This window comes from Roseateles sp. GW821-FHT09H10 (assembly GCF_059415865.1).
In genome coordinates, this window is sequence record NZ_JBWKOB010000007.1 from 218027 (window position 1) to 244522 (window position 26496).

Genomic DNA, 26496 nt, shown 5'->3' on the forward strand with positions numbered 1-26496 from the left:
GCATGAGGCAGTCCGCAGGGACTGCCTCAAGTCCGGCTCAGTCCGCGGCGGCCGGGTAACTTTCTTCTGCGGGGCCAGAAGAAAGTCACCAAAGAAGAGGCCCTGAACCGCACTCTGGCGAGATGACGCCAACGGCGGCGCGCGAAAACATCCACCGGCATTCCGACAAGAAGCGAACCGCTACGCTCTCGCGTCTGACTTGTCACCAGCAGCGCTCATCGCCGCAGCGCACCTGTTAACGCGCGGCTGCACGCCGGGCTCAAGAGGAACAGCCCAATGCAGCGCCGCTCGGGCGGCGCGGCTGTTCGGTATTCCTTGATGAGCCCGGCGTGCAGCCGGCGTTAAGCGGCTTGAAGGGGCGATGGATGGGCCTCGTCACAAGTCAGACGCGAGAGCGCAGCGGTTCGCATCGAGGTGCGTTCCGATTCGAGCAACGCGAGCGCGCTCTCTCGCTCGAGTGCGGATTGCATTGAGCGCTCCTCTTTTGGTGACTTTTCTCTGGCGCGTCAGAGAAAAGTTACCCGCCATCGCCGGGCGGATTCCGGCGGCACTGCATCGAGTCGAAAGGCTCTGCGAAGAGCCCACCAACAATCAACGTACAGCCGGCAACGCCCCCGGCAAACGCATCGCCTCCCAGCCCAGCAGCTTGCGCAGGTCCTCCGCCACCGGCAGCGGCTCAACGTCTTCCGGCACGCGCACCAGCTCAAACCGACGCAGCTCCGGGCTGCTGAACACCGCGCCTTCATATGCGAGCAGCGCCCTGCCCTTGCCCTCCACCCCCGGCACGGCCTGGCGGAAAGCGTCGAGGTTGGCGAATGTCGTCTGGCAGGCCGCTCCCGCCACCGGCGCCCAGCTGACCAGCGGCTGGCCGCTGCCGGCACGCAGATAGGCATTGCCGTCAACACGGCTTGCCATCGCCTGCGTGACCTTGCCGCAGGTCAGCGGCCCCTGCTCGAAGCGCAGCAGCGGCCCCTTCACACCGGCATCGGCCACCAGCAGATTGCCCTCGAAGACATGGCCGACGCGCTCGTTCACATCCGGCCCGGTCTGCGGATGCCAGCCGAAATGGTCGCCCTGGGCGCTGCGCTCGTTGCGGTCGATCAGCACCGGCGAGTTGACGAAGGTGTTGTGCACGACCTTGGCGCCGGCGCTGTTCAGCACGCGGATGCCCTGCTGGTTGTCGACGAAGACATTGCCGGCCACCGTGACCCCCTTGGAGATCTCGAAGAACAGGCCGGCCATCGTGCCTTCGACATGGTTGTTGATGAAGACGCCGTCGCGGTTGCCGACGTCCCACCAGACGCCGTTGGAATGGGGCTGGTCGATCACGAGGTTGTCGCGCACCGTGACTCGGTGGGACTGGTTGAAGATCTTCACCGCCGCCGGGTAGTAGCCGGTCAGGCGCTCGACGTTGTTGCGCCGGATCAGGTTGCGCTCCAGCAGCACGTCCGACGAGCCGATGACGTAGATGCCCTCGGTGCTGGTGTCGCTGATCAGCGAGTTGCGGATGACCAGCCCGTCGCCACGGAAATAGCCGGCCACGCGCGAGCAGTGCGTGATGGTGACGTTCTCCAGCAGCGTGCCGACGACCTCCTTGCCATGCTCGGACTCCGGCGAGGGGCCGACGGGGTCGTCCGTCGGCTCCTCCGAGACGGGCGTCGAGGGTTTTTTTCCCTCGATGTCGATGGCCCGGTAGGCGTATTGCGTGAACGTGATGCCGCGCAGCGTCGGGCCCTTGCGATCGGAGGGCTTGCCATGCACGGCACGCGAGGGACGGTGCAGCGCGACGTCATGGGCCGTGATTTCGACGAGGCGGCCGGCCGGGTTGCTGCCGATGTAGACAAAGCCCTTGTCGTAGTCGACGAAGAAGCCCTTGGCGCCCAGCTCGCCCTCCCAGCCAGCCGATTGCAGCGCCTCGCCGTCGATGAAGACCATGTCGTTGTTGAAGCGGTGCAGCGGCGTCTTCATGCCCTCGCGGTCGCGCCGCCACCAGCCCAGCGGCTGGGCGGGGAAGAGCGTCGCCCAGTTCGTGCGCCAGACATTGCCACCCAGGCTCTGCCACTCGGCCGCCACCTTCGTGCCTTTGAGCACCGGCACTTCGTCCAGATAGGGCTGGATGGTGATCCCCTGGTTGAGCTGAAGGCCGCCCGTGCGGTAGGTGCCGCCGCGCATGACGATGGCATCACCGGTGACGACGCGGGCCATGGCCGCTTCGAGGGTCGTGGCCTCCGTGAGCGCCGCACCGCTGGCCTCGGCCTTGCCGTCAGGGGCCACGAAGTAGACATGCGCGGCCTTGGGCACCGCATAGCGCTGCGGCACCGGGCCATAGGGGCCACCCGAGGGTTGGGCGGCGGCCGTGCCGACCCAAGCAGCCAGCAGGCCCAGGACCACGGCCCAACGACCACGGTGGGATGAGGAAATCATGCAGTCTCCAGACTTAGGTAGCGCTACCAGTTGTTATCAACCGGACGCTACCACCGTTTGCAAAAACTGCCGAATCGCCTGCGAACTGCCGCGTTTCCCCTCAGCGTGGTTTCGGTCCCACGAGGCCCAAAGCCAGCGCAATGCCGACGAGCACGATGGCGCCGCCCGCCACCATCTGCGCCGTGATGGCTTCCTGCAGGAAAAGCGCGCCCCACAGGATGGCGAACAAGGGGATCAGGAAGGTCACCGACACCGCGTTCGTCGGCCCGACCCGGCTCATCAATCGGAAGTAGAGGATGTAGGCCAGGGCCGTGCACAGGCCGGCCAGGGCCAGGGCCGCACTCCAGGCGCCGCTGCTCGGCATGGCCGCCGGCCACAGCCAGGCGGCCGGCAGCGCCAGCATCAGGGCCGCCGCGAACTGGCTGCCGGTGGCGACAGCCAGCGGCGAAGCCCCGGTCAGATAGCGCTTGGTCGCGTTGGCCGCCACGCCATAGCAGAAGGTCGCCGCCGCGCAGGCCAGCACGGCCCACAGGCCGCTGTGGTCGGCGCCGGGCTTGAAGCTGGCCTTGTCCCAGGCCAGGAAAGCGACGCCCGCGAAGCCGATGACGAGGCCGAGCACGCGCCAGGACGTCAGGCCCTGGCGCAGCCAGACGAAGGCGACGACGGCCGTCCACAGCGGCGTCGTCGCGTTGACGATGCTGGACAGGCCGGCCGTGATGGACAGCGCCGCGAAGGAGAACAGCGCGAAGGGAATGGCGCTGTTAAGCGCACCGACGAGCAGCAGGCCCTTCCAGTGCGTGCGCAGCTCGGCGAGCTGGCCGCGCGAGGCCAGCAGCGGGATCAGCATGACGCTGGCCAGGCCCACGCGCACGGCCGCCAGCGCAATGGGGCCGAATTCATGGGCTCCGAGACGCATGAAAAGGAAGGACGCTCCCCACAGGGCCGCCAGCAGGACGAGTTCGCCGATGTCGAAAGGCTTCATGCCGCCATCACCTCGACATTTGCCTCCAGGCTCAGCAAGGCCTTCTTGCGTTCCAGGCCGCCGGCATAGCCGGTCAGCGAGCCATCGGCGCCGACGACGCGGTGGCAGGGAATCAGGATGGAGATGGGGTTGCGGCCGACGGCCGCCCCCAGGGCACGAGCCGCCTGCGCCCGGCCGAGGCGCTCGGCCAGATGGCCATAGGTGTCGGGTGCGCCGGGGGCGATGTCGAGCAGGGCCTGCCAGACCTCGCGCTGGAAGGCCGTGCCGGCCGGGTCCAGCGGCGGCATCTCGAAGCCCTTGCCGCTGAAATAGGCCGCTAGCGCGGCGGCGGTGGCCGCCAGCACGGGGTCGCTGCCATCGTCCTCGGGCACGTCGAGCTCGCCGGGGTGGTGCTTCTGGCCGTCGAACCACAGGCCCGACAGGCCGCTGGCGCTGCGCGCGGCCGTCAGCGGGCCGAGGGGCGTGACGACGCGGCGTTGCAGGATGTGATGGGTACTCATGAATGTCTCCAGAGATGCAGGACGGCGTAGCTGCGGAACGGGCGATAGTGCTCCGCGGCTTCGAGATAAGCCTTGGGCGACAACAACGGGCCCGCGCCACTGAGGGCTTTGCGCAGCACGACGTCGCCTGGGGGAAAGCTGTCGGGCCAGCTCCAGCCACGCATCAGCATGTAGCCGGCCGTCCAGGGGCCGATGCCGGGGATGGCCGTCAGCTCTGCCGCGGCGGCCTCCGGCGAGCCCTCGCGGCGGGCAAAGGCCAGCGTCGGCCAGGCCTGGGCCAGGGCGATGAGGCTGTCGGCCCGGCGGCCGATGATGCCCAGCGAGGCGATGTCGTCGCGCGTCGCCGCGGCGATGCGTTCGGGCGTCGGGAAGAGGCGCTGGCAGCCTTCGGGTGCATCGGGCAGTGGCTCGCCGAAACGTTCGACAAAGCGGCCGGCCAATGTGCGTGCCGCTGCAACCGTCACTTGTTGGCCGAGCACGGCCCGCACCGTCAATTCGAAGCGGTCCAGGCAGCCCGGCAGGCGCTGGCCCGGCACGCCGCCCTCGCCCAGGGCCACGGCGATGGTCTCGGGGTCCGCGTCCAGGTCGAGCCAGCGGCGCAGCAGGGGCAGCAGGGAGCCGACGGCCGGCCACAGCGAGGGCGCCAGCTCGACGCCGATCTCGCCGGCCTTGTCGAACGTGACGCGCAGCCAGCCGGCATGGCGCTCGCCGCCATGCATCAGGGCCAGCGAGCGCGTCACGCCGCCCTCCCCCACGACCTCGACGCCGGCGATGGCGCGCGGGGCCAGGAAGGCGAGCACGCCGGCGACGTCATAGGGCTGGCGATAGCTCAGGCGCAGGCGCGACACCGGCGCCGTGCCGCCGCCCTCGCGCCCGACACGCCTCAAGGCCGTCGGCTGCAGGCGGTAGTGCTCGACGAAGGCGGCATTGAAGCGGCGCAGGCTGGCAAAGCCGGCCGCGAAGGCGATGTCGCTGACGGGCAGCGTGCTGTCGGTCAGCAGGGCCTTGGCCAGCAGCAGTCGGCGCGTCTGCAGGTATTGCAGCGGCGAGACGCCGTGTTCGGCCTGGAAGATGCGGCGCAGATGGCGGCTCGTGATGCCGAGATGGGCGGCCAGGTCCTCGACACTGGCCTCCGCGTCGTCGCACGTATCCAGCCAGGCGGCCGCCTGCTGGGCCAGCGTGCGCGACGCGTCCATCGTCGTCCATGGCAGGGCCCGCGGGGCCAGCTCGGGCCGGCATTTCATGCAGGGACGGAAGCGCTCGGCCTCGGCCTGGGCCGCCGTCGAGAAGAAGCGGCAGTTCTCGCGCCGCGGCAGGCGGACGCGGCAGACGGGGCGGCAGTAGATGCCGGTCGACGTCACGCCGACATACAGCCGCCCGTCGAAGCGGACGTCATGCGCCTGCAGGACGGCGTAGGCGGCTTCGGGAGGGAGCGTTTCGGACAACATGCAGCCAGTCTAGGCCGGACCCCTGTCAGATCCTGGCAGTTTTCGGACATGCTGGCGCTGTCAGCTCAGTCTTCGAAGAAGGTGTCGGGGTGGCGTTTGCGCAATTGGGCGACGAAGCCGCTGTCGATGAGCTGCTGGTGGGCGGCGCGAATGCGCTGGACGGTCTCCTCGGGCATGGCTTCACCCGCCGCCGCATAGAGTTCGTGGCGCTGGTCCAGCAGGGTCAGGCGCAGGTCGCCGGTGCCGCCGGCCGTATCGAGGGAGCGCATGACGGAATCGGGGCCGATCGTGGCGTCGACGACACCGCGGCGCAGCAGGGCAATGAGGTCGCTGTAGTCCTTGCCTTCGACGACCTGGGGGACGCCCGCCTCGGCCAGCATGCTGCGGCTGACCGAAGCCCGCATGGACGCGACGCGGCGCGTACGCAAGGCGGCGACGTCGCTGGACATGGGTCCGTCGGCAGCGCGCGTGACGAGGGCGAAGCGGAAGTTGCCGACCGGGAACAGCCAGCGGTACTGGCTCTCGCGGGCCGCCGTGCGCGTCATGACGAGGGCCGCCTGGGCCTGGCGCATCTCGAGCATGCGCAGGGCCCGCGCCCAGGGATAGAAATGCAGGTCCGCCGGGACGCCGGCCTGCCGGATGACGGCCTGGAAGATCTCGTAGGCATAGCCCTCGGGCCCGTTGGCCCCGTTGCGCAGATAGGGCGGCACGTCGCCGCTGACCCAGACGCTGCCGTTGGCCCGCGCCACGCGGGCCTGTCCGGCCAGCAGGCTGGCCAGGATCAGGGCAAGGGCACGGCGCGGCAGCATGGGTGGGGCATGACGTGACCCCCGACTCTAGCGCCAGCGCAAAACGCTCACATCGCCTTGAACAGATGCACGTAGGCGCGGCTGACGGGCAGTTCCCTGCCCTGGCCGCGGATGCGCACGAAGAGCCGGCTCTGCTCGTCGCGGCGCGTGCCGGCCAGATGGTCCAGGTTGATGATGGTGGAGCGGTGGATCTGCCAGAAGCGGTCGGGGTCGAGCTGGCCGCTGAGCTCGAAGATGGGCGTGCGGATCAGGTGCTCGGCCGTCGCCGTCTGCACGACGGTGTACTTGTCGTCGGCATGGAAGAACAGCACCTCGTCGACGGGGATCTGGTGCATCAATTCGCCCTGGGCGGCGCGGATATAGCGCAGCCGGGCCGGGGCCGCCGCGGCCGGGAGCAGGCGCTTGAGCGTCTCGGCCAGGTCGGTTTCGCCGGCCGTAGAGGCTTCACGCAGGCGGGCAACGCAGGCGGCCAGGCGCTCGGCCTTCAGCGGCTTGAGCAGGTAGTCGACGGCGCGCGCCTCGAAGGCCTCGATGGCGTACTCGTCATAGGCCGTCACGAAGACGACGCGCGTCCCGCCCTCGATGCCCTGGGCCACTTCCAGGCCGGTCAGGCCGGGCATCTGGATGTCGAGGAAGGCGATGTCGGGCTCGAGCTCGGCGATGGCCTGCGCGGCCTCGACGCCGTTGGCGGCCGTCTTGATGATGTCGAGCTCGGGCCAGGCCTGGGCGAGCTGGGCCTTCAGGTACTGGACCAGATGGGGTTCGTCGTCGGCAATCAGGGCAGTGGTCATGATGTCGTGTCGATGGTCGATGGGGTAGTCGGGCCGAGCGCTGGGCCGCTCCCGAGCCGGCCCTTCTGGCGATGTGCTTGCCGGTCAATCCGGCAAGCATCGCCGTCCCCTCCGGGGCTGAGGCCGGACACCTCCAGCCCAGTGGGCTGGAGGTGCCTGCCGAAGAGCAGCCGCGCTGTCGGCTGCGCGGTCTGCAAGACCGACTGAGCTCGCGCCCGTTCAGGGGCGCGGGATCAGGCGAGGGGCATCTGTATGCGCGCGAGGGTACCGCCGCCGTCGCGGGGCAGCAGTTCGAGCGTGGCGGAGGGGCCGAAGCGGGCCATCAGGCGTTCACGGATGTTGTCCAGGGCGACGCCGTTGCCGCCGCGGCGCTTGGGCGCATCCAGCCCCTGGCCGTCATCGGCGACCTCGATCCACAGCCGGCCATCGACGCGTTTCGCACTGACGGCGACCGTGCCGCCGGCGATCTTGGGCTCCAGGCCGTGGTGGATGGCGTTCTCGACCAGAGGCTGGGCCAGCAGCGGCGGCAGCTCGACGCTGCCGAGGTCGGCGGGCAGGGACAGCGCCACCTTGAGGCGCTCGCCCATTCGCAGCTGCATCAGGCCGAGGTAGGCCTCCAGCATCGCGAACTCCTGGGCCAGCGTCGTCGTGTCGCCGCGCAACTGGCCGAGGCTGGCGCGCAGATAGTCGGTGAAGCGCTCCAGCATCAGCTTGGCCCGCTCGGGGTCGAAGTCGATGAGGCTCTGCACATTGGCCAGCGTGTTGAACAGGAAATGGGGCTCGATCTGGCCCTGCAGCAGCTTCAGCTGCGCCTCGGTGACGCGGGCCTGCAGGGCCTCCTGCTTCCAGCGCGCCCGGTAGCGCCAGCCCAGCACGACGGAGATGACGGCCGACACGATCAGGAACTGGCGCCAGAAGCCAAGATTGCCCAGCAGCTGCGGCAGGCTCCGGCCCGACCAGATGAGGTCGACGAACCACAACCCGACGATGACGCCCAGCAGCGCGCAAAAGATGGACGACACCGAGAAGAACAGGCCCGAGCGCCAGTCGCGCCAGCCCATGACGGTGTCCAGCCAGCGCTGCGGGGCCAGCTTCTCGAAGCTGCGAAAGCCGATGAAGAAGCTCACCATCACCCAGAAGCTGACCAGCATATTGCCGGGCACCTGCTGCTGCCACCAGGCCGGCGCGCCCAGGTTGCCGCGCTGCAGGCCGGCCACGACGGCGAAGAAACTGCCGAAACCCAGCATCCAGACCAGATAGACCAGCAGCCGGAAGCGCCAGCGATCCGGCCTGTCCTTCATCAGCATGCGCTGGTGGCGCAGGGCCTGGGTGAATTCCTGGGTGAATGTCATGGGGCGCGAGTGTAGGAAGGCGCGAGCCCTTGCCCCCTGGACGGGCGACGGATCGACAGGCCGGCCGACAGATCGACAACCATGGGGCGTGCCTACAATCCGGCGCGATTTTCAAACCCAGTTTTCGAGGGCATTCATGCAGGTCAACGCAACCATCTTCAAGGCCTATGACATCCGCGGCGTCGTCGGCAAGACCTTGGACGAGGCACTCGCCGAGCACCTGGGCCGCGCCTTCGGCACCGAGGCCAAGGCCCTGGGCGAGAAGGCCGTGGCCGTCGGCCGCGATGGCCGCCTGTCCGGCCCCGGCCTCGTCGCCGCCCTGATCCGCGGCTTGGCAAGCACCGGCCTGGACGTCGTCGACATCGGCGCCGTGACGACGCCCATGCTCTATTACGTCGCCGCCACGCGCATCAAGCATGGCTGCAACTCCGGCATCATGGTCACGGGCAGCCACAACCCCAAGGACTACAACGGCTTCAAGATGGTCCTGAAGGGCGCCGCCGTCTATGGCGAGCAGATCCAGGGCCTGAAGCGCCGCATCGAGGCCGAGGACTACGCCACGGGCAAGGGCCGCGTGGGCAAGATGGACGTCGGCGCCGAGTATTCGGCCCGCATCGTCAAGGACTGCAAGCTGGCCCGCCCGATGAAGGTCGTCGTCGACAGCGGCAATGGCATCCCCGGCGCCTCGGCCCCGGCCATCCTGCGCGCCCTGGGCTGCGAGGTCGTCGACATCTTCTCCAAGGTCGACGGCGACTTCCCCAACCACCATCCCGATCCCAGCCGCCCCGAGAACCTCGAGGACCTGAAGAAGATCGTGCACGCCACCGACGCCGAGCTGGGCCTGGCCTTCGACGGCGACGGCGACCGCCTCGGCATCGTCACCAAGGACGGCGAGATGATCATGCCGGACCGCCAGATCATGCTGCTGGCCGCCGACATCCTGAAGCGCAACAAGGGCGCCGAGATCATCTTCGACGTCAAGTGCACCCAGCGCCTGGCACCCTGGATCAAGCAACACGGCGGCAAGCCGCTGATGTGGATGACCGGCCACTCCCTGGCCAAGGCCAAGCTGAAGGAAACCGGCGCCCCGCTGGCCGGCGAGCTGTCGGGCCACATCTTCTTCGCCGAGCGCTGGTATGGCTTCGACGACGCCATGTACACGGCCGGCCGCATGCTGGAGATCCTGAGCCGCGACGCCGATCCCAGCGCCACGCTGAAGGCCCTGCCCAACAGCTTCAACACGCCCGAGATCAACGTCCCCTGCGCCGAGGGCGAGCACCACGAGGTCGTCAAGAAGCTCAAGGAGGTGGTGACGGCGGCCGACCTGCCGGGCGTGCAGGAGATCATCACCATCGACGGCATGCGCTTCGAGTATGCGGACGGCTTCGGCCTGATCCGCCCGTCCAACACGACGCCGGTGCTGGTGCTGCGCTTCGAGGGCCACACGCCCGAAGCCCTGGAGCGCATCCAGCACGACGTGCTGGAACAGCTCAAGCGCGTGAAGCCGGACGCCACGTTCGCGGCTGGGCACTGACTGACACGCGGCCGCAGAGCCGCTTTCCATTCATCACCACAGGGAGAACGACATGCCATTGATCGGAGGCCTGCACATCCTGATCGCGCTGCTCTGCGCGGTCCATGTCGTGCGCAGCGGCCAGCAGCTTTACTGGCTCTTCATCCTCTTCGCCTTCCCGCTGCTGGGCAGCCTGGTGTATTTCTTCGCCATCTACCTGCCCAATTCGCGGCTGGAGCGCGGCGCCTTCAAGGCCGTGTCGGCCGCGGCGCGGGCCCTGGACCCGGGTCGCGACGTGCGCGAGGCGCGCGCGGCCTTCGACGTCTCGCCGTCGGCCCAGAACCAGATGCGCCTGGCCGAGGCCCTGCTGAACAACGGCGAGGCGCCGGAGGCGGCGCGGCTGTATGAGGGTGCGCTGAACGGGCCATTTGCCAGCGACCCCGACCTGCGCTTCGGCGCCGTGCGGGCCTATGTGGAATCGCAGCGCTTCGACGCCGCCCTGCCCCATCTGCAGACCCTGAAGGCCGAGCGGCCCGACTACCGGCCCGACCAGGTCCTGCTGCTGCTGGCACGCAGCCTGGCCGGTACCGGTCGCTCGGCGGAGGCACGCGAGAACTTCGAGGCCGCCGTTCGCCAGTACGGCAGCTTCGAAGCCCATGCCGAGTATTCGATCTGGGCCCTGGCCACGGGTGACGCCGCCACGGCGGCGCGGCTGCAGACCGAGATCGACCGCCAGGTCAAGCAATGGAATCCCGTCAGCCGCCAGTTGAACGAACCGGTCATGCTGCGCCTGAGGGCCGCGCATGAATTGGCGCGCAAGGGTGACTGATGCCTGAGCGGCTGGCACTGTGGGTCTATGCCGCACTGCTGCAGCTGCTGACCCCGTTCTACCTGCTGCGCCTGTGGCGGCGTGGCGCCCGGGAGAAGCTCTACCGCCATGCGATGGGCGAGCGGCTGGGCTTGTACAGCGGCAAGTCCGCGCCCGGCCGGCTGTGGATCCACGCCGTGTCCCTCGGCGAGACCCGGGCCGCCAGCGCCCTCATCGCCGCGCTGCGCGAACGCGAGCCGGCGCTGAAGGTCCTGCTGACGCATTCCACCGCCACCGGCCACGAAGCCGGGCAGGCACTGCTGCGTGACGGCGACGCCCAGACCTGGCTGCCCTACGACACGCCTGGCGCGGTGCGCCGCTTCCTGCGCCACTGGCAGCCGCGCCTGGGCGTGCTGATGGAGACCGAGGTCTGGCCCATGCTGCAGCAGGAGACCGAGCGCGCCGGCGTGCCCATGGTGCTGGCCAACGCACGCCTGTCGGCCAAAAGCCTGCACCAGGGGCAGAAACTCGCCCCCTTGATGCGCCCTGCCGCGCGCCGCATGACGCTGGCGCTGGCCCAGACCGAAGCGGATGCCGAGCGCATCCGCATGATGGGCACGGCGCGTGTCGAGGTCGCCGGCAACTTGAAATACGACATCGCCATGGACCCCGGCCTCATCGCCCGCGGCCGGGCCTGGGCCGGGCTGCTCGGCCGCCCGGTGCTGATGCTGGCCGTCAGCCGCGAAGGCGAGGAGAAGGCGCTGCTGGACAGCTGGAGCCGGCAGCCCTCACCCCGGCCACTGCTGGCCATCGTGCCCCGCCATCCGCAGCGCTTTGACGAGATCGCCGCCCTCATCCAGGCCAGCGGCCTCAGCCTGGCCAGGCGCAGCACCTGGGCCGACACGCCGCCGGCCGAGGCCCTGCCAGCCGACGTCTGGCTGGGCGACTCCATGCGCGAGATGCCGCTGTACTACGGCCTGGCCAGCGTGGCCCTGCTCGGCGGCAGCTTCGAGCCCCTGGGCGGCCAGAACCTCATCGAGGCCGCGGCCTGCGCCTGCCCGGTGCTGGCCGGTCCCCACACCTTCAATTTCGCCGAGGCGGCCGAGCTGGCCGTCGCCGCGGGCGCGGCCCTGCGCTGCGCCGATCTGCCCGCGGCCGTCGCCCAGGGCCTGGCCCTGTGCGGCGACGCGGCCGCCCGCCAGCGGATGGCGGCCAGCGCCCTGGCCTTCTCCCAGGCCCACCAGGGCGCTGCCGCACGCATGGCGGCGGCCCTGCTCAACCTCAGGACGACATGACCACAGCCCGCCTCGCCGCCCGGACCCGCTGGACCCTGCAGCTGCTGTTCGTGCTGTCGGGATGCGCGGCGCTGATCTACCAGTCGATCTGGACCCACTACCTGGGCCTGACCCTGGGCCATGCGGCCTATGCCCAGACCCTGGTGCTGATGATGTTCATGGGCGGCATGGCCCTCGGGGCCTGGGCCGTCAGCCGCGTGACGGCGGGCCTGCGTCGCCCCATCGCCGCCTACGCCGGTGCCGAGGCCCTGATCGGCCTGTTCGGCCTGGTCTTCCACGCCGTCTTCGTCGCCTACAGCGAGTTCAGCCAGGCCCGCGTGCTGCCAGCCTTGGCCAGCGCCGGCGCCGCCACGACCTGGCAATGGCTGAGCGCCGCGGCCCTGATCGCACCGCAGACCGTGCTGCTGGGGGCCACCTTCCCGCTGCTGGCGGTGGGCGTGCTCAGGCTGCCAGGCAGCCAGCAGGGCCAGACCCTGGGCGGCCTCTACTTCACCAACGGCATCGGCGCCGCCCTCGGCGCCCTGATCGCCACCTTCGCCCTGCTGCCCGCCGTCGGCATGCCCGGCGCGCTGCAGGCGGCGGCCTGGCTCAACCTCGGCGTGGCGGCGGTGAGTGCCTGGCTCAGCATGGCCTCGCGGGAAGGCGCCCCTGCCGTCGCGCCCGCGGCGCAGGAAGACTCCGGCAGCAACGGCGCGGGCCGCCTGCTGCCTGCGCTGCTGGCGGCCACCTTCCTGTCCAGCGCCGCCTCCTTTGCCTACGAGCTGGGCTGGGTGCGCATGCTCAACCAGGCCCTGGGCAGCAGCCTGCACAGCTTCGAGCTGATGCTGGCCGCCTTCATCGCCGGCCTGGCCCTGGGCGGGCTGTGGGTCAGGCGCGTGGGCGACCGCATCCAGGACCTGGTCCGCTATGCCGGCTTCGTGCAGGTGGCGATGGGGATCTGCGCCATGCTGTCCATCGCCCTGCTGGGCAATGCCTACCACTGGGTGCCCTCCCTGCTGCAGGCCCTGGCCCGCACCGATGCGGGCTATGCCCTCTACAGCCTGGCGACGGCGGCCATCGCCATGCTCATCATGGCGCCGACGGCCTTCCTCGCCGGCATGACGCTGCCGCTGTTCACGGCCGCCCTGCTGCGGCGTGGCGCCGGCGAGCGGGCCGTCGGCCAGGTCTACGCGGCCAATACCCTCGGTGCCATCCTGGGCGTGCTCGTCGCGGCCCATGTCCTGATGCCGGCCCTGGGCGTCGGCATGACGCTGCTGGCCGCCGGCGCGGCCGACTTCGTCATCGGCCTGCTGCTGCTGCGGGGCCTCAGCCCGCGCCGCTGGGCGCCTGCGGTGCTGCTGGTCTCGGGCGCCGGCGTCGTCGTGCTGGGCGGCATGCTGCAGTGGGGACTGCCGGACCGCCTGCTGCAGTCCGCCGGCGTCTTCCGCTATGGGAAGACCGACATGAGCGGCCGTGAGCTGCAGTTCTATCGCGACGGCGCGACGGCCAGCATCTCCGTCGTCAAGCACCCAGGCGGCACCATCATCTCCACCAACGGCAAGCCGGATGCCGGCCTGACCTCGCTCTCGCAGGCGCCGACGGCCGACGAGATCACGATGCTGATGCTCGGCGCCCTGCCCCTGGCCGTGCACCCGGCGCCCGAGGAGATCGCCGTCATCGGCTGGGGCTCGGGCCTGAGCACGCATACCCTGCTCGGCTCGCCGCTGCCCAAGCGGGTCGACAGCATCGAGATCGAGCATGCGGTGTGGGAGGGCGCCGCGGCCTTCATCGACCGCAATGCCCGCGCCTATCTCGATGGACGCTCGCAGGTGCATTTCGAGGATGCCCGGGAGTTCTTCGCGCGCGGCCAGCGCCGCTACGACGTCGTCGTCTCCGAGCCGTCCAACCCCTGGGTCAGCGGCGTGGCCAGCCTTTTCACCCAGGAGTTCTATCGCGGCGTGAAACGCAGCCTCAAGCCCGGCGGCCTGCTGGTGCAGTGGGTGCACAGCTACGAGATCTCCGACGGCCTGCTGGCCGAGATGCTGGCCGCCCTGCTCGCAGAGTTCCCGGACAGCGAGATCTATGCGACCAACACCGCCGACCTCGTCGTGCTCGCACCGCGCGACAAGCTGCAGCCCGTCAGCAACGCGCCCTGGCAGTCGCCCGAGCTGGCGTCGGAGCTGCGCCGCGTCGGCCTGTCGTCGGCCGCCGACCTCGCCGTGCGCCGCATCGGCGGACCGGCCGTGCTGCGCACCTATGTGCGCCTGCAGAACGTCAAGCCGCATTCCGACTTCTACCCCACCGTCTCGCTGTTCGCGCCGCGCCAGCGCTTCCGCGGCAGCCATGCCAACCTGCTGATGCGGCTGGCGACCGACGGCATGCCGCTGCTGCAGGTGCTGGACTGCCAGAAGACCTGGCCCGCCAGCGAGAAGCTCAGGTTCGTGCCGGATCACCCCCTGCTGAGCGCCCGCCAGGAGGCCATCTGGGCGGCCGAACGCTTCAGCGGCCGCAGCACGGGCCAGACGCGCGGCGAAGGGCACAGCCGCCTCGTCGACGCGCTGCGCCTGCAGCGCCAGCCTGGCGTGCCCATGGATGCCGATGCCTTGCTGGTGTACGCCGCCAACCTGGCCCAGGCCGTGCTGGCGCACGTGCCCGCGGCCGAGCAGCAGGCGATCTGGGACCCGGCCGCCTGGCGCAAGGCCAGGCCCGACCTGCCCACCGGCGTGGTCGAACTGATGGTCCTGTATGACGCCACCGCGCGGCGCGACTGGCCGGCCGTCGACCGCGCCGCCGAGCGCATCCTCAATGGCGCCGTCGAGCCGACACCCTCGGGCATCAAGGAGCAGGTCCTGGTGCTGAGCATGCTCGCCGGCCTCGCCCAGGGCCAGCCCGATGCCGTGCTGACCCGCGATGTCCGCTGGGGCAGCCAGGTGGCGACCGGTTCGCTCGTCGACGCGCGGCGCTTCATGCAGGCCTGGTCCGACGGCAAGGAGGCCGTCTGCGCGGCCCGGCCCGCAGACAGGCAGCAGCCATGACCCGCTACCCGGGCCAATGCCTGTGCGGCCAGGTGCGGCTGGCCGCCACCGGCGGGCCGCTGCGCGTGGGCATCTGCCACTGCACGGACTGCCGCAAGGAGAGCGGTTCGGCCTTCACCTTCTATGGCGTCTGGCCGGCCGGGCAGTTCGAGTATTCGGGTGACACCGCCGAGTTCCGCGGCCAGCATTTCTGCACCCGCTGCGGCGCGCGCCTGTTCTCGCTGGACGCGCAGGAGGCCGAGATCAAGCTCGGCATCCTGTCGCAGGCGCCCACGCCCCTCGTGCCCAGCTACGAGCTCTGGGTCAAGCGCCGCGAGCCCTGGCTTCAGGCCGTGCCGGGCGCCGAGCAGTTCGACGAGAACCGGCGCTGAGGCTCAGCCGCCCTGCTGGGCCCAGCCGCCGCCGAGCGCCTTGACGAGCTGGGCCGTCGCCGCCCATTGCGCCCCGCGCAGCTGGGCCAGGGCGCGCTCGGTGGCCAGCGGCGTGCGCTCGGCCTCGGTGACGTCCAGATAGCTGACGGCGCCCTTGTCGTAGCGGCTCTTGGCGACGTTGAGCGCCTGACCGCTGGAGGCCAGCGTGCGGTTCTGGGCTTCCACCACGGTGGCGCGGCCCTGCAGTTCGGCCAGCGCATCGTCGACCTCGCGCAGGGCCTGCAGCATGCGGCCGCGGAAGGCGGCGAGCGACTCATCGACCGAGGCCTTGCTCGACGCCAGATTGGCCTTGTTGCGGCCGCCTTCAAAGATCGGCAGCGAGATGCTGGGGCCGATGTTGTAGAGCCGTGCCGGCGCCGAGATCAGCGAGCCGAGGTCTTCGCTGGAATAGCCGAAGCTGCCGGTCAGCTTGATGGACGGATAGAAGGCCGCCTCGGCGATGCCGACCTGGGCGGTGGCGGCATGCAGCTGGGCCAGGCTCTGGGCCAGGTCGGGGCGGCGCTGCAGCAGTTCGGACGGCAGGCCGGCGCGGATCTGCGGCGGCACGGGCAGCGAGGTGGCCGCCTGCAGCTTGAGCTCGGCGGCGGGCTGGCCCGTCAGCGCGGCGATCTGGTTGGCCACCAGGGCCTGGCGGCGCGGCAGGTCGGCCACGTCGGCGTCCGCGGCGGCGAGTTCGGCACGCACGCGCTCCAGGTCCTGGGTCGTCGACGATCCCGCGTCGAAGCGCGTCTGCGCGACCTGGAAGGCCTTGGCGCGGCTGTCGCGCAGGCGTTGCAGAGCCATGGCTTCATCGGCCAGCGCCCGCCACTGCCAGTAGGCGGCGGCGACATCTGCCGTCAGCGCGACGCGGGCGGCGGCGGCATCCAGCGTCGAGGCGTCGAGCTGGGCCTGCGCCGCTTCCTGCTGGCGCTTCACGCGGCCCCAGAGGTCCAGTTCCCAGCCGATGCTGGCCGACAGGCCGAAGCTCTCGCCTTCGAAGGTCACGGCGCGGCCGTTGAGCACCGGCGTCGTCGTCGCCTTGGCCGAGGTGCGCAGGCCGCCGGCATTGGCGCCGACGTCGACGCGCGGCAACTGGTCGGCCTGGGTCGCACCGAAGACGGCACGGGCGCGCTCGATGCGCGCCGCCGCGGCGGCCAGCGTCGGGCTGGCCTGCAGGGCTTGCGCCTCCAGCGCATTGAGCTGGGCGTCGCCGAACATCAGCCACCAGTCGCGCTGCAGCTCTGCACCGGCCACCACGGGCGCGGCACGATAGGCTGCCGGTGCGTTGGCGGCTGGCGCCTGGTAGTTGGGGCCGAGCGTCGTGCAGGCGGCGAGTACCGCGGTGGCGACGAGGGTGAGGATGGTCTTGAACTGGATCATGGTGATCTCTCTTTCGGATTCAGTGGGCTGCTTCCGCGCTCGCGGCGCCACCCATCACTTTTTTGCTCAGCCAGACGATGACGACGCAGGCCAGCAGCGCGATACCGAGGATCAGGAAGGCGTCGTTGTAGGCCATGACGTAGCTGTCGCGGCGCACGACGTTGTCCAGGGCCTTGAGGGCCATGTCCTGGGCGGTGGCCGCATCGAACCCCTTGGTGGCGAAGTTCTGGGCGAGCTGGTCCAGGCGCTGCTGGGTGGCCGGGTCGTAGAGGCTGACGGCCTCGCCGACACGGGCGCTGTGCAGATGCTCGCGGTTGGTCAGCAGCGTGGCCAGCGTGGCGATGCCGACCGAGCCCCCGAGGTTGCGCATCATGTTGAACATGCCCGAGGCGCTCGGCAGCAGATTCGGCGGGATGCCGTTCACCGCGAAGTTGGTCAGCGTGATCATGATCAGCGGCTGGCCCAGGGCGCGCACGATCTGTGCAGCGATCAGCTCGGGGCCGGCGGTGTCGGCGCTCATGTGGGTGTTCATGAAGCAGGACAGCGCGAACAGCCCCAGGCCCACGCTCATCATCACGCGGTTGTCCAGCTTGGTGGACAGCTTGGCCGCGAAGGGCATGATGAAGAGCTGGGGCAGGCCCATCCACATGATCACGAGGCCGATCTGCATCGGCGTGTAGTTCGCGATCTGGCCGAGATACAGCGGCAGGATGAAGGCCGAACCATAGAGGCCCATGCCGGTCGCGAAGGCGATGACGCCGGCGATCAGGAAGCTCGGGCGGCCGAGGATGTGCAGGTCGATGAAGGTGTTCTTGCGCGTCAGGCCGCGCCAGGCCCAGCCGTAGATGCCGCCGATCGCCAGCACGGCGGCCGTGATGATGAAGGGGCTCTGGAACCAGTCCTTGGCATTGCCCTCTTCCAGCATCGCGGTCAGCGAGCCCAGGCCGACGGCCATGAAGACGACGCCCCACCAGTCCACCTCGCGCAGCAGTTTGAGCTGCATGGGCTCCTTGTCCAGGCCGATGGTGACGCCCAGCATCAGCAGGATGCCGGGCACCCAGTTGATGTAGAAGATGCTGGGCCAGCCATAGAGCTCGGTCAGGTAGCCGCCGATCGTCGGGCCGAGGGTGGGCGCCAGCGTGGCCGTCATGCCGAACATCGCCAGGCCAATGGGCCGCTTGTTCAGCGGCAGCTTGCGCGTGACCAGGGTCATCGCCATCGGGATCATGACGCCGCCCGTGAAGCCCTGGGCCGCCCGGAAGACGATCATGGACTCCAGGCTCCAGGCCATGCCGCACAGCGTGCTGAAGATGAGGAACAGCGCGACGTTGACGACCAGGTAGCGGCGCGTCGAGAACACCATCGCCAGGAAGCCCGCAAGCGGGATGACGACGATCTCGGCGACCAGATAGGCGCTGGAGATCCAGCTGCCCTCTTCCTGCGTGGCCGACAGCGCGCCGAGGATGTCCCTCAGCGAGGAGTTGGTGATGGCGATGTCCAGCACCGCCATGAAGGCGCCCAGCAGGCTGGCCAGCACGGCCAGCCAGGTGCGGCCGCTGACCTTCTGGTCGGGCGGCGGCGGGAGGTAGTTTTCGTTGCCCATGGCGAGGTCAGCCCTGGATCTCGACTTCCACCTGGACCGACAGGCCCGGGACGATGCGTGCGGCGGATTCGCCCAGCGCCTTCAGGCTCTCGGGCTCGAACACCAGCTTGACCGGCACGCGCTGGACGATCTTGGTGAAGTTGCCGGTCGCGTTGTCCGGCGGCAGCAGCGCAAAGCTGGCGCCCGAGGCCGGGGCAAAGCTGTCGACCTTGGCGATCAGGTCGTGGCCCGGGAAGGCGTCGATGTGCACATGGACCTTCTGGCCGACCTTCATCTTGGCGAGCTGGGTCTCCTTGAAGTTGGCGACGATCCAGGTCTCCGGCTCGACGATGGCCGCCAGCTGCTGGCCCGGCTGCACGCGCTGGCCCACCTCGACGGTGCGCTTGCCGATGCGGCCGTCGCTGGCCGCCTTGAGCTCGACGTAGCCGAGCTGGTTCTGCGCGTCCTTCAGCTGGGCTTGCGTCGCGCTCTTCTGCGCGTTGGCGGACTGGCGGGCGCTCTCAGAAGCCACGACGGCTTCCTTGGCCGCCGCGGCGCTGGCCTTGCGGGCTGCCAGGTCGGCGCGGGCCACGTCGCGGGCGGCAAGCGCGGCGTCCAGCTCCTGCTTGGAGGTCGCGCGCAGCTCGGCGCCGAACAGGGTCTGGCTGCGCTTGGCGTCCAGCTCGGTACGGGCCAGCACGGCCTCCGCCTGGGTCACCTGCGAACCGGTTGCCGCGGCCTGCGCCCTGGCCTGGGCGATCTGGGCGGCACTGGTGGCGATGGCCGCGTCCGACTGGGCGATCTGAGCCTTCAGGCGCTCGATCTGCACGGCCGCGTCGGCCGGGTCCAGGCGCAGCAGCACGTCGCCCGCCTTGACGACGGCGTTGTCCTGCATGCGCATCTCGGTGACGACACCGGCCACGCGGGTCGCGACCGGGTGGATGCGGCCGGCGACGAAGGCGTTGTCCGTCTCGACCAGGTGGGTGCTGCGCCACCACATGCGGCCACCCAGGGCGATGCCGCCGATCAGCAGGATGGCGCCGACGATGAGCAGGGGCACGGGCGGGCCGCTCTTGGCGGGCTTGGGAGCGACGGGGTTGTCTTGCTGCGGTGCGTTCATGACAGGTTTCCTCTGGGAATCGTTAGGCTTGTTGTCGGGGGCTGAGGCGGCCCATGCCGCCGGTCTGGAATCGCTGCAGGGCGGCCACGACCTGGCCTTCGTCGCTCATGACGAAGGGGCCGTGGCGCACCAGGGGTTCGTGCAAGGGCCGGCCGCAGAAGCAGGCCAGCCGCAGGGCCTCTTCGGCCCCGATGCGGGCGCGGCCGGCCACGGGCAGGCTGAGGGCCCGGCCGGTGGACAGCGGCAGTTCGCCGGTGCGGCCGCTGCCCTGGATCACGAGGGCAAAGCCCTGCTCGCCTTCGGGCAGCACGAGGTCGAAGGCGGCGCCGGCCTCGATGTCGACCAGCACCAGGGACGTCGGCCAGGGCAAAGCCAACGCGGTGTCGGCGCCGAAGACCTGCACCGCCTGCCAGCCCTCACCGACACGGCGCGGCATCAGCTCGGGCGCCAGGCGCATGACGCTGGGCGCGCGCAACTTCTGCTCCGCCGGCAGGTTGACGAAGATCTGCAGGCCATGGGCTTCGCGGCCGGCCTCGAGGGGGAACTCGTCATGCATGACGCCCCGCCCGGCCAGCGTCCAGTGCAGGCCGCCGGGCAGGATCTCATGCTCACCGCCCAGGGAGTCGCGGCTGAGCATGCCGGTGGCCGAATCGTCGAAGAGATAGGTCACCGCCGAGAAGCCGGCATGGGGGTGCGGCGCAAACGTCGCCTCGCTCATGCGGAAGTGGTCGACCATGATGAAGGGGTCGAGCAGGGCCAACGGCTCACGCCAGCCCTCGGCCTGGAAGCCGGTGCCGATGCGATGCCTTTGGGGCTGCAGGAGTCGGGCGGTTGACATGATGGCGCGGACTGTAGAGAGTTCCATTTATGGCGAATAGCCACAAAACTCAAACTCACCGTTCCGGAAACGAAACGAAATAAAACGAGACCATCGACCCCATGAAGATCGACGACCTGCTGTTGCTCGCCCAGGTACACAAGGCGGGATCGCTGTCCGAGGCCTCCCGCCAGCTGGACCTGCCCAAGGCCACGCTGAGCCGCCGCCTGACCGCGCTGGAGACCTCGGTAGGCGCCCGCCTGTTCGTGCCCGGCGCCAGCCGCCTGACCTTGACCGAGCTGGGCGAGCAGCTCGCCGAGCGGGCCGCCCGGCATGAGGAGGACATCACCGAGACGCGCGAATGGCTGGCCTCGCGGGAGGCGACGCCCCAGGGCCGCTTGCGTGTGGCCGTGCCGGCGGAGTTCGCGATGCTGGTGCTGGCCGAGAGCCTCTCGCGTTTCGTGCGCCGCTACCCCAAGGTGGAACTCGAGATCGACACGACCCCGCGCCGCGTCGACCTCTTCAACGAGCCCTATGACGTGGCGGTGCGGGTCGGCCCCGTGGACGAGCCCGACCTCGTCGCGCGCCGCTTCATGCTGCTGGAGCGCGGCCTGTATGCCAGCCCCGTCTATCTGCAGGCCCGGCCCGCGCCGCAGACGCCGGCCGACCTGGCGGCGCATGACTTCGTCGTCATGACCCAGGCCAAGGAAGCCAACAAGCGCCGCCTGCAGAACGGCTCACAGACCGTGGACATCGACCTGCACGGGCCCCTGGAGGCCAACTCCATCGGCCTGGTGCTGGCCCTGACGCGGGCCGGCGGCGGCATCGGCAGCTTTCCGTTCGGCATGGTGGCCCCCGACATCGAGGCGGGCACCCTGGTCCATGTGCTGCCGCAGTGGAGCTACGAGCCCCTGCCCGTGCACCTGCTGACGGCCAGCCGGCGCCTGATGCCGGCCAAGACGCGGGCCTTCATCGACCACCTGTTCGAGACGGCCCCCGAGTGGGCGCGCTCGGGCTTGCCGGGGCTGCCGGCAGGGCAACGCGCCGCCAGCTGATTTCAGGGCGGCGGGCTCGCGCTCTTCCAGAGCTCGATGTTCCTGTCGATCCAGCCCCGCATCAGGCCCTGGCGGGACAGCGTGTACATCGCCCGCGCGAGGCGGCCGCGCAGCTCCGGCGTGTTGCAGGCGGAACGGTGCGACAAGGTCAGGTGCAGGGGCTCGCTCGCGATGGCGGGCTTCAGCGGGCGCACCCCTTCGATGTTCAACCGGCCCAGATAGGCCAGCGCCGGGCTGTCCTCGTAGATCAGGTAGTCGATGCGCGACTTCTGCAGCATCAGCAGGGCCTTCTCCACGCTGGCCACCTGGGAGACCTTCAGCTTCTCGCGCGAATAGCGGTCGAACTCCTCGCCGAAGCTGTTGCCGATGACGGTGCCGCCCTGCAGGGGCACGAGGTCGCTCCAGCGCCGGTAGTCGAGGCGGCTGCCGCTGCGCACGAAGACGACCGAGCGCGTCTCGTGGAAGGCCGGATGGAAGTAGTCCATGTACTCGGTGCGCGCCAGCGTGAAGAAGGCACCGGCGATCAGGTCGATGCGGCCGGCGCGCATTTCCTCCTGCACGCGGCCCCAGGGACCGACATAGCGCGCTTCGATGGGCAGCCCCAGCTCCTTGGACAGCCAAGCCAGCATGTCGGCGTTGGCGCCGACCAGGCGATCGTCGCCCTCGGCAACGCGCCACAGATAGGGCGGGTACTGCGGGTTGCCGGACGCCACCAGCTGGCGGCAGACGGGCGGGCTCACCGGTGCGGGCGCAGGCGCCTGTGCCAGCGCGGCACCCGCCACCAGGGCCGGCAGCAGCGCCCGCAGGCCCACCCGCAGCATCGTCGTCATGGGCGATCCCTTCCGCTCACGATTCAAGCCGGTTCCTGGAGCAGCCTGCGCAGCCCCGCTTCGTCCAGCACGGTAACACCCAGGGCCTGCGCCTTGTCCAGCTTGCTGCCGGCGTCCTCGCCGGCAATGACGTAGTTTGTCTTCTTGGACACCGAGCCGCTGACCTTGCCGCCGGCCGCTTCGATGAGGGCCTGGGCCTCGTTGCGGCTGAGCACCGGGAACTTGCCGGTCAGCACCAGGGTCTTGCCCAGCAGCGGACGCGGGCGGTCGTCGGCCTGGCCTTCGCTTTCCTTCGGGCTGATGCCAGCCGCCAGCAGCTGCTCGACGACCTCGCGGTTGTGCGGCTGGGCGAAGAAGGTGTGGATGCTGGCCGCGACGATGGGGCCGACGTCGGGCACCTCCAGCAGCTGCTCGACGCTGGCATGCATCAGCTTGTCCAGCGTGCCGAAGTGGCGCGCGAGGTCCTTGGCCGTCGTCTCGCCGACCTGGCGTATGCCCAGCGAGAACAGGAAGCGCGCCAGCGTCGGCGTCTTGCTCTTCTCCAGCGCGTCGACGATGTTCTGGGCGCTCTTCTCGGCCATGCGGTCCAGGGCCGCCAGCTTGGCGACGCCGAGCTTGTAGAGACCGGGCAGGCTCAGCACCAGCCCCGAGTCGACCAACTGCTCGACGAGCTTGTCGCCCAGGCCCTCGATGTCCATGGCGCGGCGGCCGGCGAAGTGCAGCATGGCCTGCTTGCGCTGGGCCGGGCAGAACACGCCGCCGGTGCAGCGGTAGTCCATGCCGCCGCGCTCGCGCGCCGCCTCGCTCTTGCAGATGGGGCAGGCGCGCGGCATGTGGAAGTTGGGCACATAGCTGGCGCGCTCGCCGGGAACACGGCCGACGACCTCGGGAATCACGTCGCCGGCGCGGCGGATGATGACCTTGTCGCCCAGGCGCACGTCTTTGCGGCGCATCTCGAACAGGTTGTGCAGCGTCGCGTTGCTGACCGTGGTGCCGCCGACAAAGACCGGGTCCAGCCGCGCCACCGGCGTCAGCTTGCCGGTGCGGCCGACCTGGATGTCGATGGCCAGCAGCGTCGTCACCTGCTCCTGGGCGGGGTATTTGTGAGCCACGGCCCAGCGCGGCTCGCGGGTCTTGAAGCCGAGTTTCTGCTGCAGCTCGCGCGAGTTGACCTTGTAGACGACGCCGTCGATGTCGAAGGGCAGCGCGTCGCGCTTGGCGGCCATGGCCTGGTGGAACCTGACCAGCCCCTCGTGCCCCGACGCCACGACACGGTCGCCGTTCACCGGCAGGCCGAAATCCGCCAGCGCGTCCAGCATGCCGGCATGCGTGGCGGGAATCTCCCAGCCCTGCACCTCGCCCAGGCCATAGGCGTAGAAGCACATCGGCCGCTGCCTCACCAGCGCCGGGTCGAGCTGGCGGATGGCGCCGGCCGCCGTGTTGCGCGGGTTGACGAAGGTCTTGTCGCCGCGCTCGCGCTGGCGCTCATTGAGCTTCTCGAAGTCGTCGCGGCGCATATAGACCTCGCCGCGCACCTCCAGCACCGCCGGCATGTCCTCAGCTTTGCCCTTGAGGCGCAGCGGGATCTGGCCGATGGTGCGCACGTTCTGCGTGACGTCCTCGCCCGTTTCGCCGTCGCCCCGCGTGGCCGCCTGCACGAGCACACCGTTCTCGTAGCGCAGGCTCATGGCCAGGCCGTCGAACTTCAGCTCGGCGGCGTACTCGACCGGTGGGTCCGCCTCGGTCAGGGCCAGCTCACGACGCACGCGGGCGTCGAAGGCGATGGCGCCGCCGTCGGTCGTGTCGGTCTCCGTCGTGATGGAGAGCATGGGCACGACATGGGTCACCGGCGTCAGGCCCGGCAGCACGGCGCCGATGACGCGCTGGGTCGGCGAGTCCGGCGTCTGCAGCTCGGGATGGGCCGCCTCCAGGGCCTGCAATTCCTGGAAGAGCTTGTCGTACTCGGCGTCCGGCAGGGCCGGCTGGTCGAGCACGTAATAGAGGTGGGCGTGGTGATTCAGCTGGGCGCGCAACTCGGAGGCGCGTTCGGCGGGCTTGGTCATGCGCGCATTGTGGCTTCGCCGAACGGCCGAGAATGCCGCCATGAGCCGCGTCAGCCTCGACACCCTGCATTCCGGCCCGGCCGTGGGTTTCGACGAGCCCTTCGAGATGCTGGCCGCCTGCCACGAGCGCATCTGGCGCAGCCTGGACCTGCTGCGACGCCTGGACGCGCACGTGGACCGCCACGGCGTGGACGCCCAGGCGCGCGCAGCGGCGGCCGATGTGCTGCGCTATTTCGACCTCGCCGGCCCCAAGCACCATGAGGACGAGGAACGCCATGTGCTGCCACGGCTGCGCCAGGCGGGCCTGGGAAGCATGGCCGATAGGCTGCAGGCGGAGCATCGCGAAATGGAAGGCCTGTGGTCGCAGTTGCGCCAGCCGCTGTTGAGCTGGACGCACCAGGAGCCCGGCGTCATCGGCCCGACCCTGCTCAAGCGCTATCTGACGCTCTATGAAGCGCATCTGGCACTGGAAGACCAGCAGGCCTTCGCCGCCGCTCGCGACGGCCTCGACGAAGCCGCCCTCGCCCGCATGGGCGAGGAAATGGCCGGCCGACGTCGCAGTTAGGCCGCGGGGACCGTTGTGCCCCGCCCGCACCGATGCCATCATCGGCGGCACGGCCCGCGGTGGGCCGCAGGGAGGGTCTGATGTTGTCGAATCTCCGTGTGGGCCCGCGCATGGCGCTGGGCTTTGGCCTGTTGCTGGCGCTGATGCTGGCCATGGGCGGCTTTGCCAGCAACCGCGTGGCGCGCGTGCAGGCCAATGTGCTGGACCTGGCGGACAACTGGCTGGTCAGCACCCAGCAGCTGGCCGGCATGAACGAGGCGCTGAACCAGATGCGCCGGGCCGAGCTGCAGCAGGCGCTGGGCGGGTCATCTGAAGAAATGGCCGCTGAGCAGCAGCGCATTGCCAAGCAATGGGAGGCGCTCACGCCGCTGCTCAAGGCCTATGGCGAGCTGTTGAGCCCCGAGGAGAAGCCTCCCTTCCAGGCTTTCCAGACCACGCTGGACGCCTACAAGGCCGGGCAGGTGAAGATCGCCGCCCTGGTCGGCGGCGGCAAGGCCGACGAAGCCGTGGCGCTGATCCGCGGCGACTCGCGCAAGCAGTTCCGCGCCACCACCGAGGCGGTGCGCAAGCTCATCGACATCAACGGCGCCGGCGCCCAGCAGGCCCGCACCGAGGCCCTGAGCAGCTACAGCGCCGTGCTCTGGGGCATCTGGAGCATGGTGGCCGTGGCCATGGCCCTGGGCGCTCTGGTGGCTTGGCGCATGACGCGCTCGGTCACCCAGCCCCTGCAACTGGCGGCCGCGGCGACGGAGCGCATCGCTGGCGGCGACCTGACGGCCGATGTCGACAGCCGCCTCGGCGACGAACTGGGCGATCTGCTGCGCGGCCTGGCCCGCATGCAGCAGGCCCTGCACGAGTCCATCAGCACGGTGCGCAACAGCGCGGACGCGATCGCGACGGCCAGCGGCGAGGTGTCGGCCGGCAGCCTGGACCTGTCCTCGCGCACGGAAGAGGCCGCGGCGAGCCTGGAGGAGACGGCGGCGGCCATGCACCAGATCACCGACACGGCCCAGTCCAATGCCAGCTCGGCCGGCGAGGCCAACCGCCTGGCCTCGGGCGCTTCGGGCGTGGCCGCGCGCGGCGGCGCGGCCGTGGGCGAGGTGATCCGAACCATGGATGCCATCCAGCAGTCCTCCCGCAAGATCGCCGACATCATCGGCGTCATCGACGGCATCGCCTTCCAGACCAACATCCTGGCCCTGAATGCGGCCGTGGAAGCAGCCCGGGCCGGCGAGCAGGGGCGCGGCTTTGCCGTCGTGGCCGCCGAGGTGCGCACGCTGGCCCAGCGCAGCGCCCAGGCGGCTCGCGAGATCAAGACGCTGATCTCGGGCTCGGTCGAGCATGTCGAGGCCGGCTCGCGCCAGGTGGCCGATGCGGGCTCGACCATGCAGGAGGTGGTGGACGCGGTGCAGCGCGTGACCCATGTCATCGGCGAGATCAGCACCGGCGTGCAGAACCAGACCCAGAGCCTGAGCGAGGTGCACACGGCCGTCACCCAGCTCGACACCATGACGCAGCAGAACGCGGCGCTGGTGGAGGAGTCCGCGGCGGCGTCCGAGGCGCTGAAGAGCCAGGCGGCCATGCTGGCGGAGGTGGTGTCCCGCTTCCGCCTGAAGCACGCCTGAATGTGGAGCCCCTCGCCCAAGGACTACCTTGGTCGGTCTTGCAGACCGCGCTGCGGCATGTGCCGCAGCTCTTCGGCAGGCACATGCCGCCCACTGGACGCCATGTCTCCGGC

Annotated in this window: 21 protein-coding genes; 8 read left to right on the top strand and 13 right to left on the bottom strand. The window is 69.9% G+C overall.

Translation table 11 applies throughout. The annotated features are described in order from the left end of the window. Positions 1-591: 591 nt before the first annotated feature. The 7 genes from AC07OY_RS27045 to AC07OY_RS27075 all read right to left on the bottom strand — a co-directional run bounded on the left by AC07OY_RS27045 (position 592) and on the right by AC07OY_RS27075 (position 8306). On the bottom strand, positions 592-2424 hold the full coding sequence (locus AC07OY_RS27045) for a right-handed parallel beta-helix repeat-containing protein (RefSeq protein ID WP_495045700.1): 1833 nt from the start codon (positions 2422-2424) through the stop codon (positions 592-594). Positions 2425-2524: 100 nt separating this feature from the next. Beyond that, complete coding sequence (locus tag AC07OY_RS27050; protein ID WP_495045701.1) at positions 2525-3406, bottom strand: DMT family transporter; 882 nt, start codon at positions 3404-3406, stop codon at positions 2525-2527. Next, a complete protein-coding gene (locus AC07OY_RS27055) occupies positions 3403-3906 on the bottom strand; it encodes a methylated-DNA--[protein]-cysteine S-methyltransferase (protein ID WP_495045702.1) in 504 nt (167 codons plus the stop codon). Before AC07OY_RS27055 ends, AC07OY_RS27050 begins: the two co-directional genes overlap by 4 nt. Next, positions 3903-5354, bottom strand: coding sequence for an Ada metal-binding domain-containing protein (locus tag AC07OY_RS27060; protein WP_495045703.1), 1452 nt, complete (start codon positions 5352-5354; stop codon positions 3903-3905). Before AC07OY_RS27060 ends, AC07OY_RS27055 begins: the two co-directional genes overlap by 4 nt. A 65-nt stretch (positions 5355-5419) precedes the next feature. Beyond that, positions 5420-6163 carry a substrate-binding periplasmic protein gene (locus tag AC07OY_RS27065; protein ID WP_495045704.1) on the bottom strand — a complete coding sequence of 248 codons (744 nt, stop codon included), beginning with the start codon at positions 6161-6163 and terminating at the stop codon, positions 5420-5422. 47 nt (positions 6164-6210) lie between these two features. Further along, positions 6211-6954: a LytR/AlgR family response regulator transcription factor gene (locus tag AC07OY_RS27070; RefSeq protein ID WP_495045705.1), complete on the bottom strand. Its 744-nt coding sequence runs from the start codon at positions 6952-6954 to the stop codon at positions 6211-6213. A gap of 233 nt (positions 6955-7187) precedes the next feature. After that, positions 7188-8306 (bottom strand): sensor histidine kinase, encoded by a 1119-nt coding sequence (locus tag AC07OY_RS27075; RefSeq protein WP_495045706.1) that lies wholly within the window; start codon positions 8304-8306, stop codon positions 7188-7190. 136 nt (positions 8307-8442) lie between these two features. Here AC07OY_RS27075 and AC07OY_RS27080 point away from each other — a divergent pair, with 136 nt between their 5' ends. From AC07OY_RS27080 to AC07OY_RS27100, 5 genes are read left to right on the top strand one after another with little or no spacing between them, the layout of a single operon-like run. After that, a complete protein-coding gene (locus AC07OY_RS27080; protein WP_495045707.1) occupies positions 8443-9840 on the top strand; it encodes a phosphomannomutase/phosphoglucomutase in 1398 nt (465 codons plus the stop codon). Positions 9841-9892: 52 nt separating this feature from the next. Further along, on the top strand, positions 9893-10648 hold the full coding sequence (locus AC07OY_RS27085; protein WP_495045708.1) for a tetratricopeptide repeat protein: 756 nt from the start codon (positions 9893-9895) through the stop codon (positions 10646-10648). Then, entirely contained in the window at positions 10648-11922 is a 1275-nt protein-coding gene (locus tag AC07OY_RS27090) for a 3-deoxy-D-manno-octulosonic acid transferase (protein ID WP_495045709.1), read from the top strand. The genes AC07OY_RS27085 and AC07OY_RS27090 overlap by 1 nt, the downstream gene beginning before the upstream one ends. Beyond that, complete coding sequence (locus tag AC07OY_RS27095) at positions 11919-14936, top strand: fused MFS/spermidine synthase (RefSeq protein WP_495045710.1); 3018 nt, start codon at positions 11919-11921, stop codon at positions 14934-14936. Before AC07OY_RS27090 ends, AC07OY_RS27095 begins: the two co-directional genes overlap by 4 nt. Then, positions 14933-15307 carry a GFA family protein gene (locus AC07OY_RS27100; RefSeq protein WP_495045711.1) on the top strand — a complete coding sequence of 125 codons (375 nt, stop codon included), beginning with the start codon at positions 14933-14935 and terminating at the stop codon, positions 15305-15307. Before AC07OY_RS27095 ends, AC07OY_RS27100 begins: the two co-directional genes overlap by 4 nt. A gap of 3 nt (positions 15308-15310) precedes the next feature. Here the strand turns inward: AC07OY_RS27100 and AC07OY_RS27105 are convergent, their stop codons facing one another. Genes AC07OY_RS27105 through AC07OY_RS27120 form a run of 4 tightly spaced genes read right to left on the bottom strand, consistent with a single transcriptional unit; the run spans position 15311 to position 20266 of the window. Further along, the gene (locus AC07OY_RS27105; protein ID WP_495045712.1) at positions 15311-16726 is read right to left on the bottom strand and encodes an efflux transporter outer membrane subunit; all 1416 of its coding nucleotides are present in this window, start codon (positions 16724-16726) and stop codon (positions 15311-15313) included. A 19-nt stretch (positions 16727-16745) separates the two neighbouring features. Beyond that, positions 16746-18329: a DHA2 family efflux MFS transporter permease subunit gene (locus AC07OY_RS27110; protein ID WP_495045713.1), complete on the bottom strand. Its 1584-nt coding sequence runs from the start codon at positions 18327-18329 to the stop codon at positions 16746-16748. 7 nt (positions 18330-18336) lie between these two features. Further along, a complete protein-coding gene (locus tag AC07OY_RS27115; RefSeq protein ID WP_495045714.1) occupies positions 18337-19428 on the bottom strand; it encodes an HlyD family secretion protein in 1092 nt (363 codons plus the stop codon). Between the two features lie 22 nt (positions 19429-19450). Then, positions 19451-20266: a pirin family protein gene (locus AC07OY_RS27120; protein ID WP_495045715.1), complete on the bottom strand. Its 816-nt coding sequence runs from the start codon at positions 20264-20266 to the stop codon at positions 19451-19453. Between the two features lie 101 nt (positions 20267-20367). Between AC07OY_RS27120 and AC07OY_RS27125 the strand changes: the two genes are divergently transcribed. Further along, on the top strand, positions 20368-21300 hold the full coding sequence (locus AC07OY_RS27125) for a LysR family transcriptional regulator (RefSeq protein ID WP_495045716.1): 933 nt from the start codon (positions 20368-20370) through the stop codon (positions 21298-21300). A 2-nt stretch (positions 21301-21302) separates the two neighbouring features. Here the strand turns inward: AC07OY_RS27125 and AC07OY_RS27130 are convergent, their stop codons facing one another. Both AC07OY_RS27130 and ligA read right to left on the bottom strand, forming a co-directional pair. Then, on the bottom strand, positions 21303-22130 hold the full coding sequence (locus tag AC07OY_RS27130; protein ID WP_495045717.1) for a substrate-binding periplasmic protein: 828 nt from the start codon (positions 22128-22130) through the stop codon (positions 21303-21305). A 23-nt stretch (positions 22131-22153) separates the two neighbouring features. Then, positions 22154-24193, bottom strand: a complete 2040-nt coding sequence (ligA, locus tag AC07OY_RS27135; protein ID WP_495045718.1) for an NAD-dependent DNA ligase LigA — start codon at positions 24191-24193, stop codon at positions 22154-22156. Between the two features lie 40 nt (positions 24194-24233). Between ligA and AC07OY_RS27140 the strand changes: the two genes are divergently transcribed. Then, positions 24234-24758, top strand: coding sequence for a hemerythrin domain-containing protein (locus AC07OY_RS27140; RefSeq protein ID WP_495045719.1), 525 nt, complete (start codon positions 24234-24236; stop codon positions 24756-24758). An 80-nt stretch (positions 24759-24838) separates the two neighbouring features. Then, entirely contained in the window at positions 24839-26383 is a 1545-nt protein-coding gene (locus tag AC07OY_RS27145) for a methyl-accepting chemotaxis protein (protein ID WP_495045720.1), read from the top strand. The last annotated feature ends 113 nt before the right edge of the window (positions 26384-26496 follow it).

Bases quoted from the DNA above. Each gene is read 5' to 3' on its own strand.
- AC07OY_RS27045 (WP_495045700.1), bottom strand. From the start codon at position 2,424: ATGATTTCCTCATCCCACCGTGGTCGTTGGGCCGTGGTCCTGGGCCTG.
- AC07OY_RS27050 (WP_495045701.1), bottom strand. From the start codon at position 3,406: ATGAAGCCTTTCGACATCGGCGAACTCGTCCTGCTGGCGGCCCTGTGG.
- AC07OY_RS27055 (WP_495045702.1), bottom strand. From the start codon at position 3,906: ATGAGTACCCATCACATCCTGCAACGCCGCGTCGTCACGCCCCTCGGC.
- AC07OY_RS27060 (WP_495045703.1), bottom strand. From the start codon at position 5,354: ATGTTGTCCGAAACGCTCCCTCCCGAAGCCGCCTACGCCGTCCTGCAG.
- AC07OY_RS27065 (WP_495045704.1), bottom strand. From the start codon at position 6,163: ATGCTGCCGCGCCGTGCCCTTGCCCTGATCCTGGCCAGCCTGCTGGCC.
- AC07OY_RS27070 (WP_495045705.1), bottom strand. From the start codon at position 6,954: ATGACCACTGCCCTGATTGCCGACGACGAACCCCATCTGGTCCAGTAC.
- AC07OY_RS27075 (WP_495045706.1), bottom strand. From the start codon at position 8,306: ATGACATTCACCCAGGAATTCACCCAGGCCCTGCGCCACCAGCGCATG.
- AC07OY_RS27080 (WP_495045707.1), top strand. From the start codon at position 8,443: ATGCAGGTCAACGCAACCATCTTCAAGGCCTATGACATCCGCGGCGTC.
- AC07OY_RS27085 (WP_495045708.1), top strand. From the start codon at position 9,893: ATGCCATTGATCGGAGGCCTGCACATCCTGATCGCGCTGCTCTGCGCG.
- AC07OY_RS27090 (WP_495045709.1), top strand. From the start codon at position 10,648: ATGCCTGAGCGGCTGGCACTGTGGGTCTATGCCGCACTGCTGCAGCTG.
- AC07OY_RS27095 (WP_495045710.1), top strand. From the start codon at position 11,919: ATGACCACAGCCCGCCTCGCCGCCCGGACCCGCTGGACCCTGCAGCTG.
- AC07OY_RS27100 (WP_495045711.1), top strand. From the start codon at position 14,933: ATGACCCGCTACCCGGGCCAATGCCTGTGCGGCCAGGTGCGGCTGGCC.
- AC07OY_RS27105 (WP_495045712.1), bottom strand. From the start codon at position 16,726: ATGATCCAGTTCAAGACCATCCTCACCCTCGTCGCCACCGCGGTACTC.
- AC07OY_RS27110 (WP_495045713.1), bottom strand. From the start codon at position 18,329: ATGGGCAACGAAAACTACCTCCCGCCGCCGCCCGACCAGAAGGTCAGC.
- AC07OY_RS27115 (WP_495045714.1), bottom strand. From the start codon at position 19,428: ATGAACGCACCGCAGCAAGACAACCCCGTCGCTCCCAAGCCCGCCAAG.
- AC07OY_RS27120 (WP_495045715.1), bottom strand. From the start codon at position 20,266: ATGTCAACCGCCCGACTCCTGCAGCCCCAAAGGCATCGCATCGGCACC.
- AC07OY_RS27125 (WP_495045716.1), top strand. From the start codon at position 20,368: ATGAAGATCGACGACCTGCTGTTGCTCGCCCAGGTACACAAGGCGGGA.
- AC07OY_RS27130 (WP_495045717.1), bottom strand. From the start codon at position 22,130: ATGACGACGATGCTGCGGGTGGGCCTGCGGGCGCTGCTGCCGGCCCTG.
- ligA (WP_495045718.1), bottom strand. From the start codon at position 24,193: ATGACCAAGCCCGCCGAACGCGCCTCCGAGTTGCGCGCCCAGCTGAAT.
- AC07OY_RS27140 (WP_495045719.1), top strand. From the start codon at position 24,234: ATGAGCCGCGTCAGCCTCGACACCCTGCATTCCGGCCCGGCCGTGGGT.
- AC07OY_RS27145 (WP_495045720.1), top strand. From the start codon at position 24,839: ATGTTGTCGAATCTCCGTGTGGGCCCGCGCATGGCGCTGGGCTTTGGC.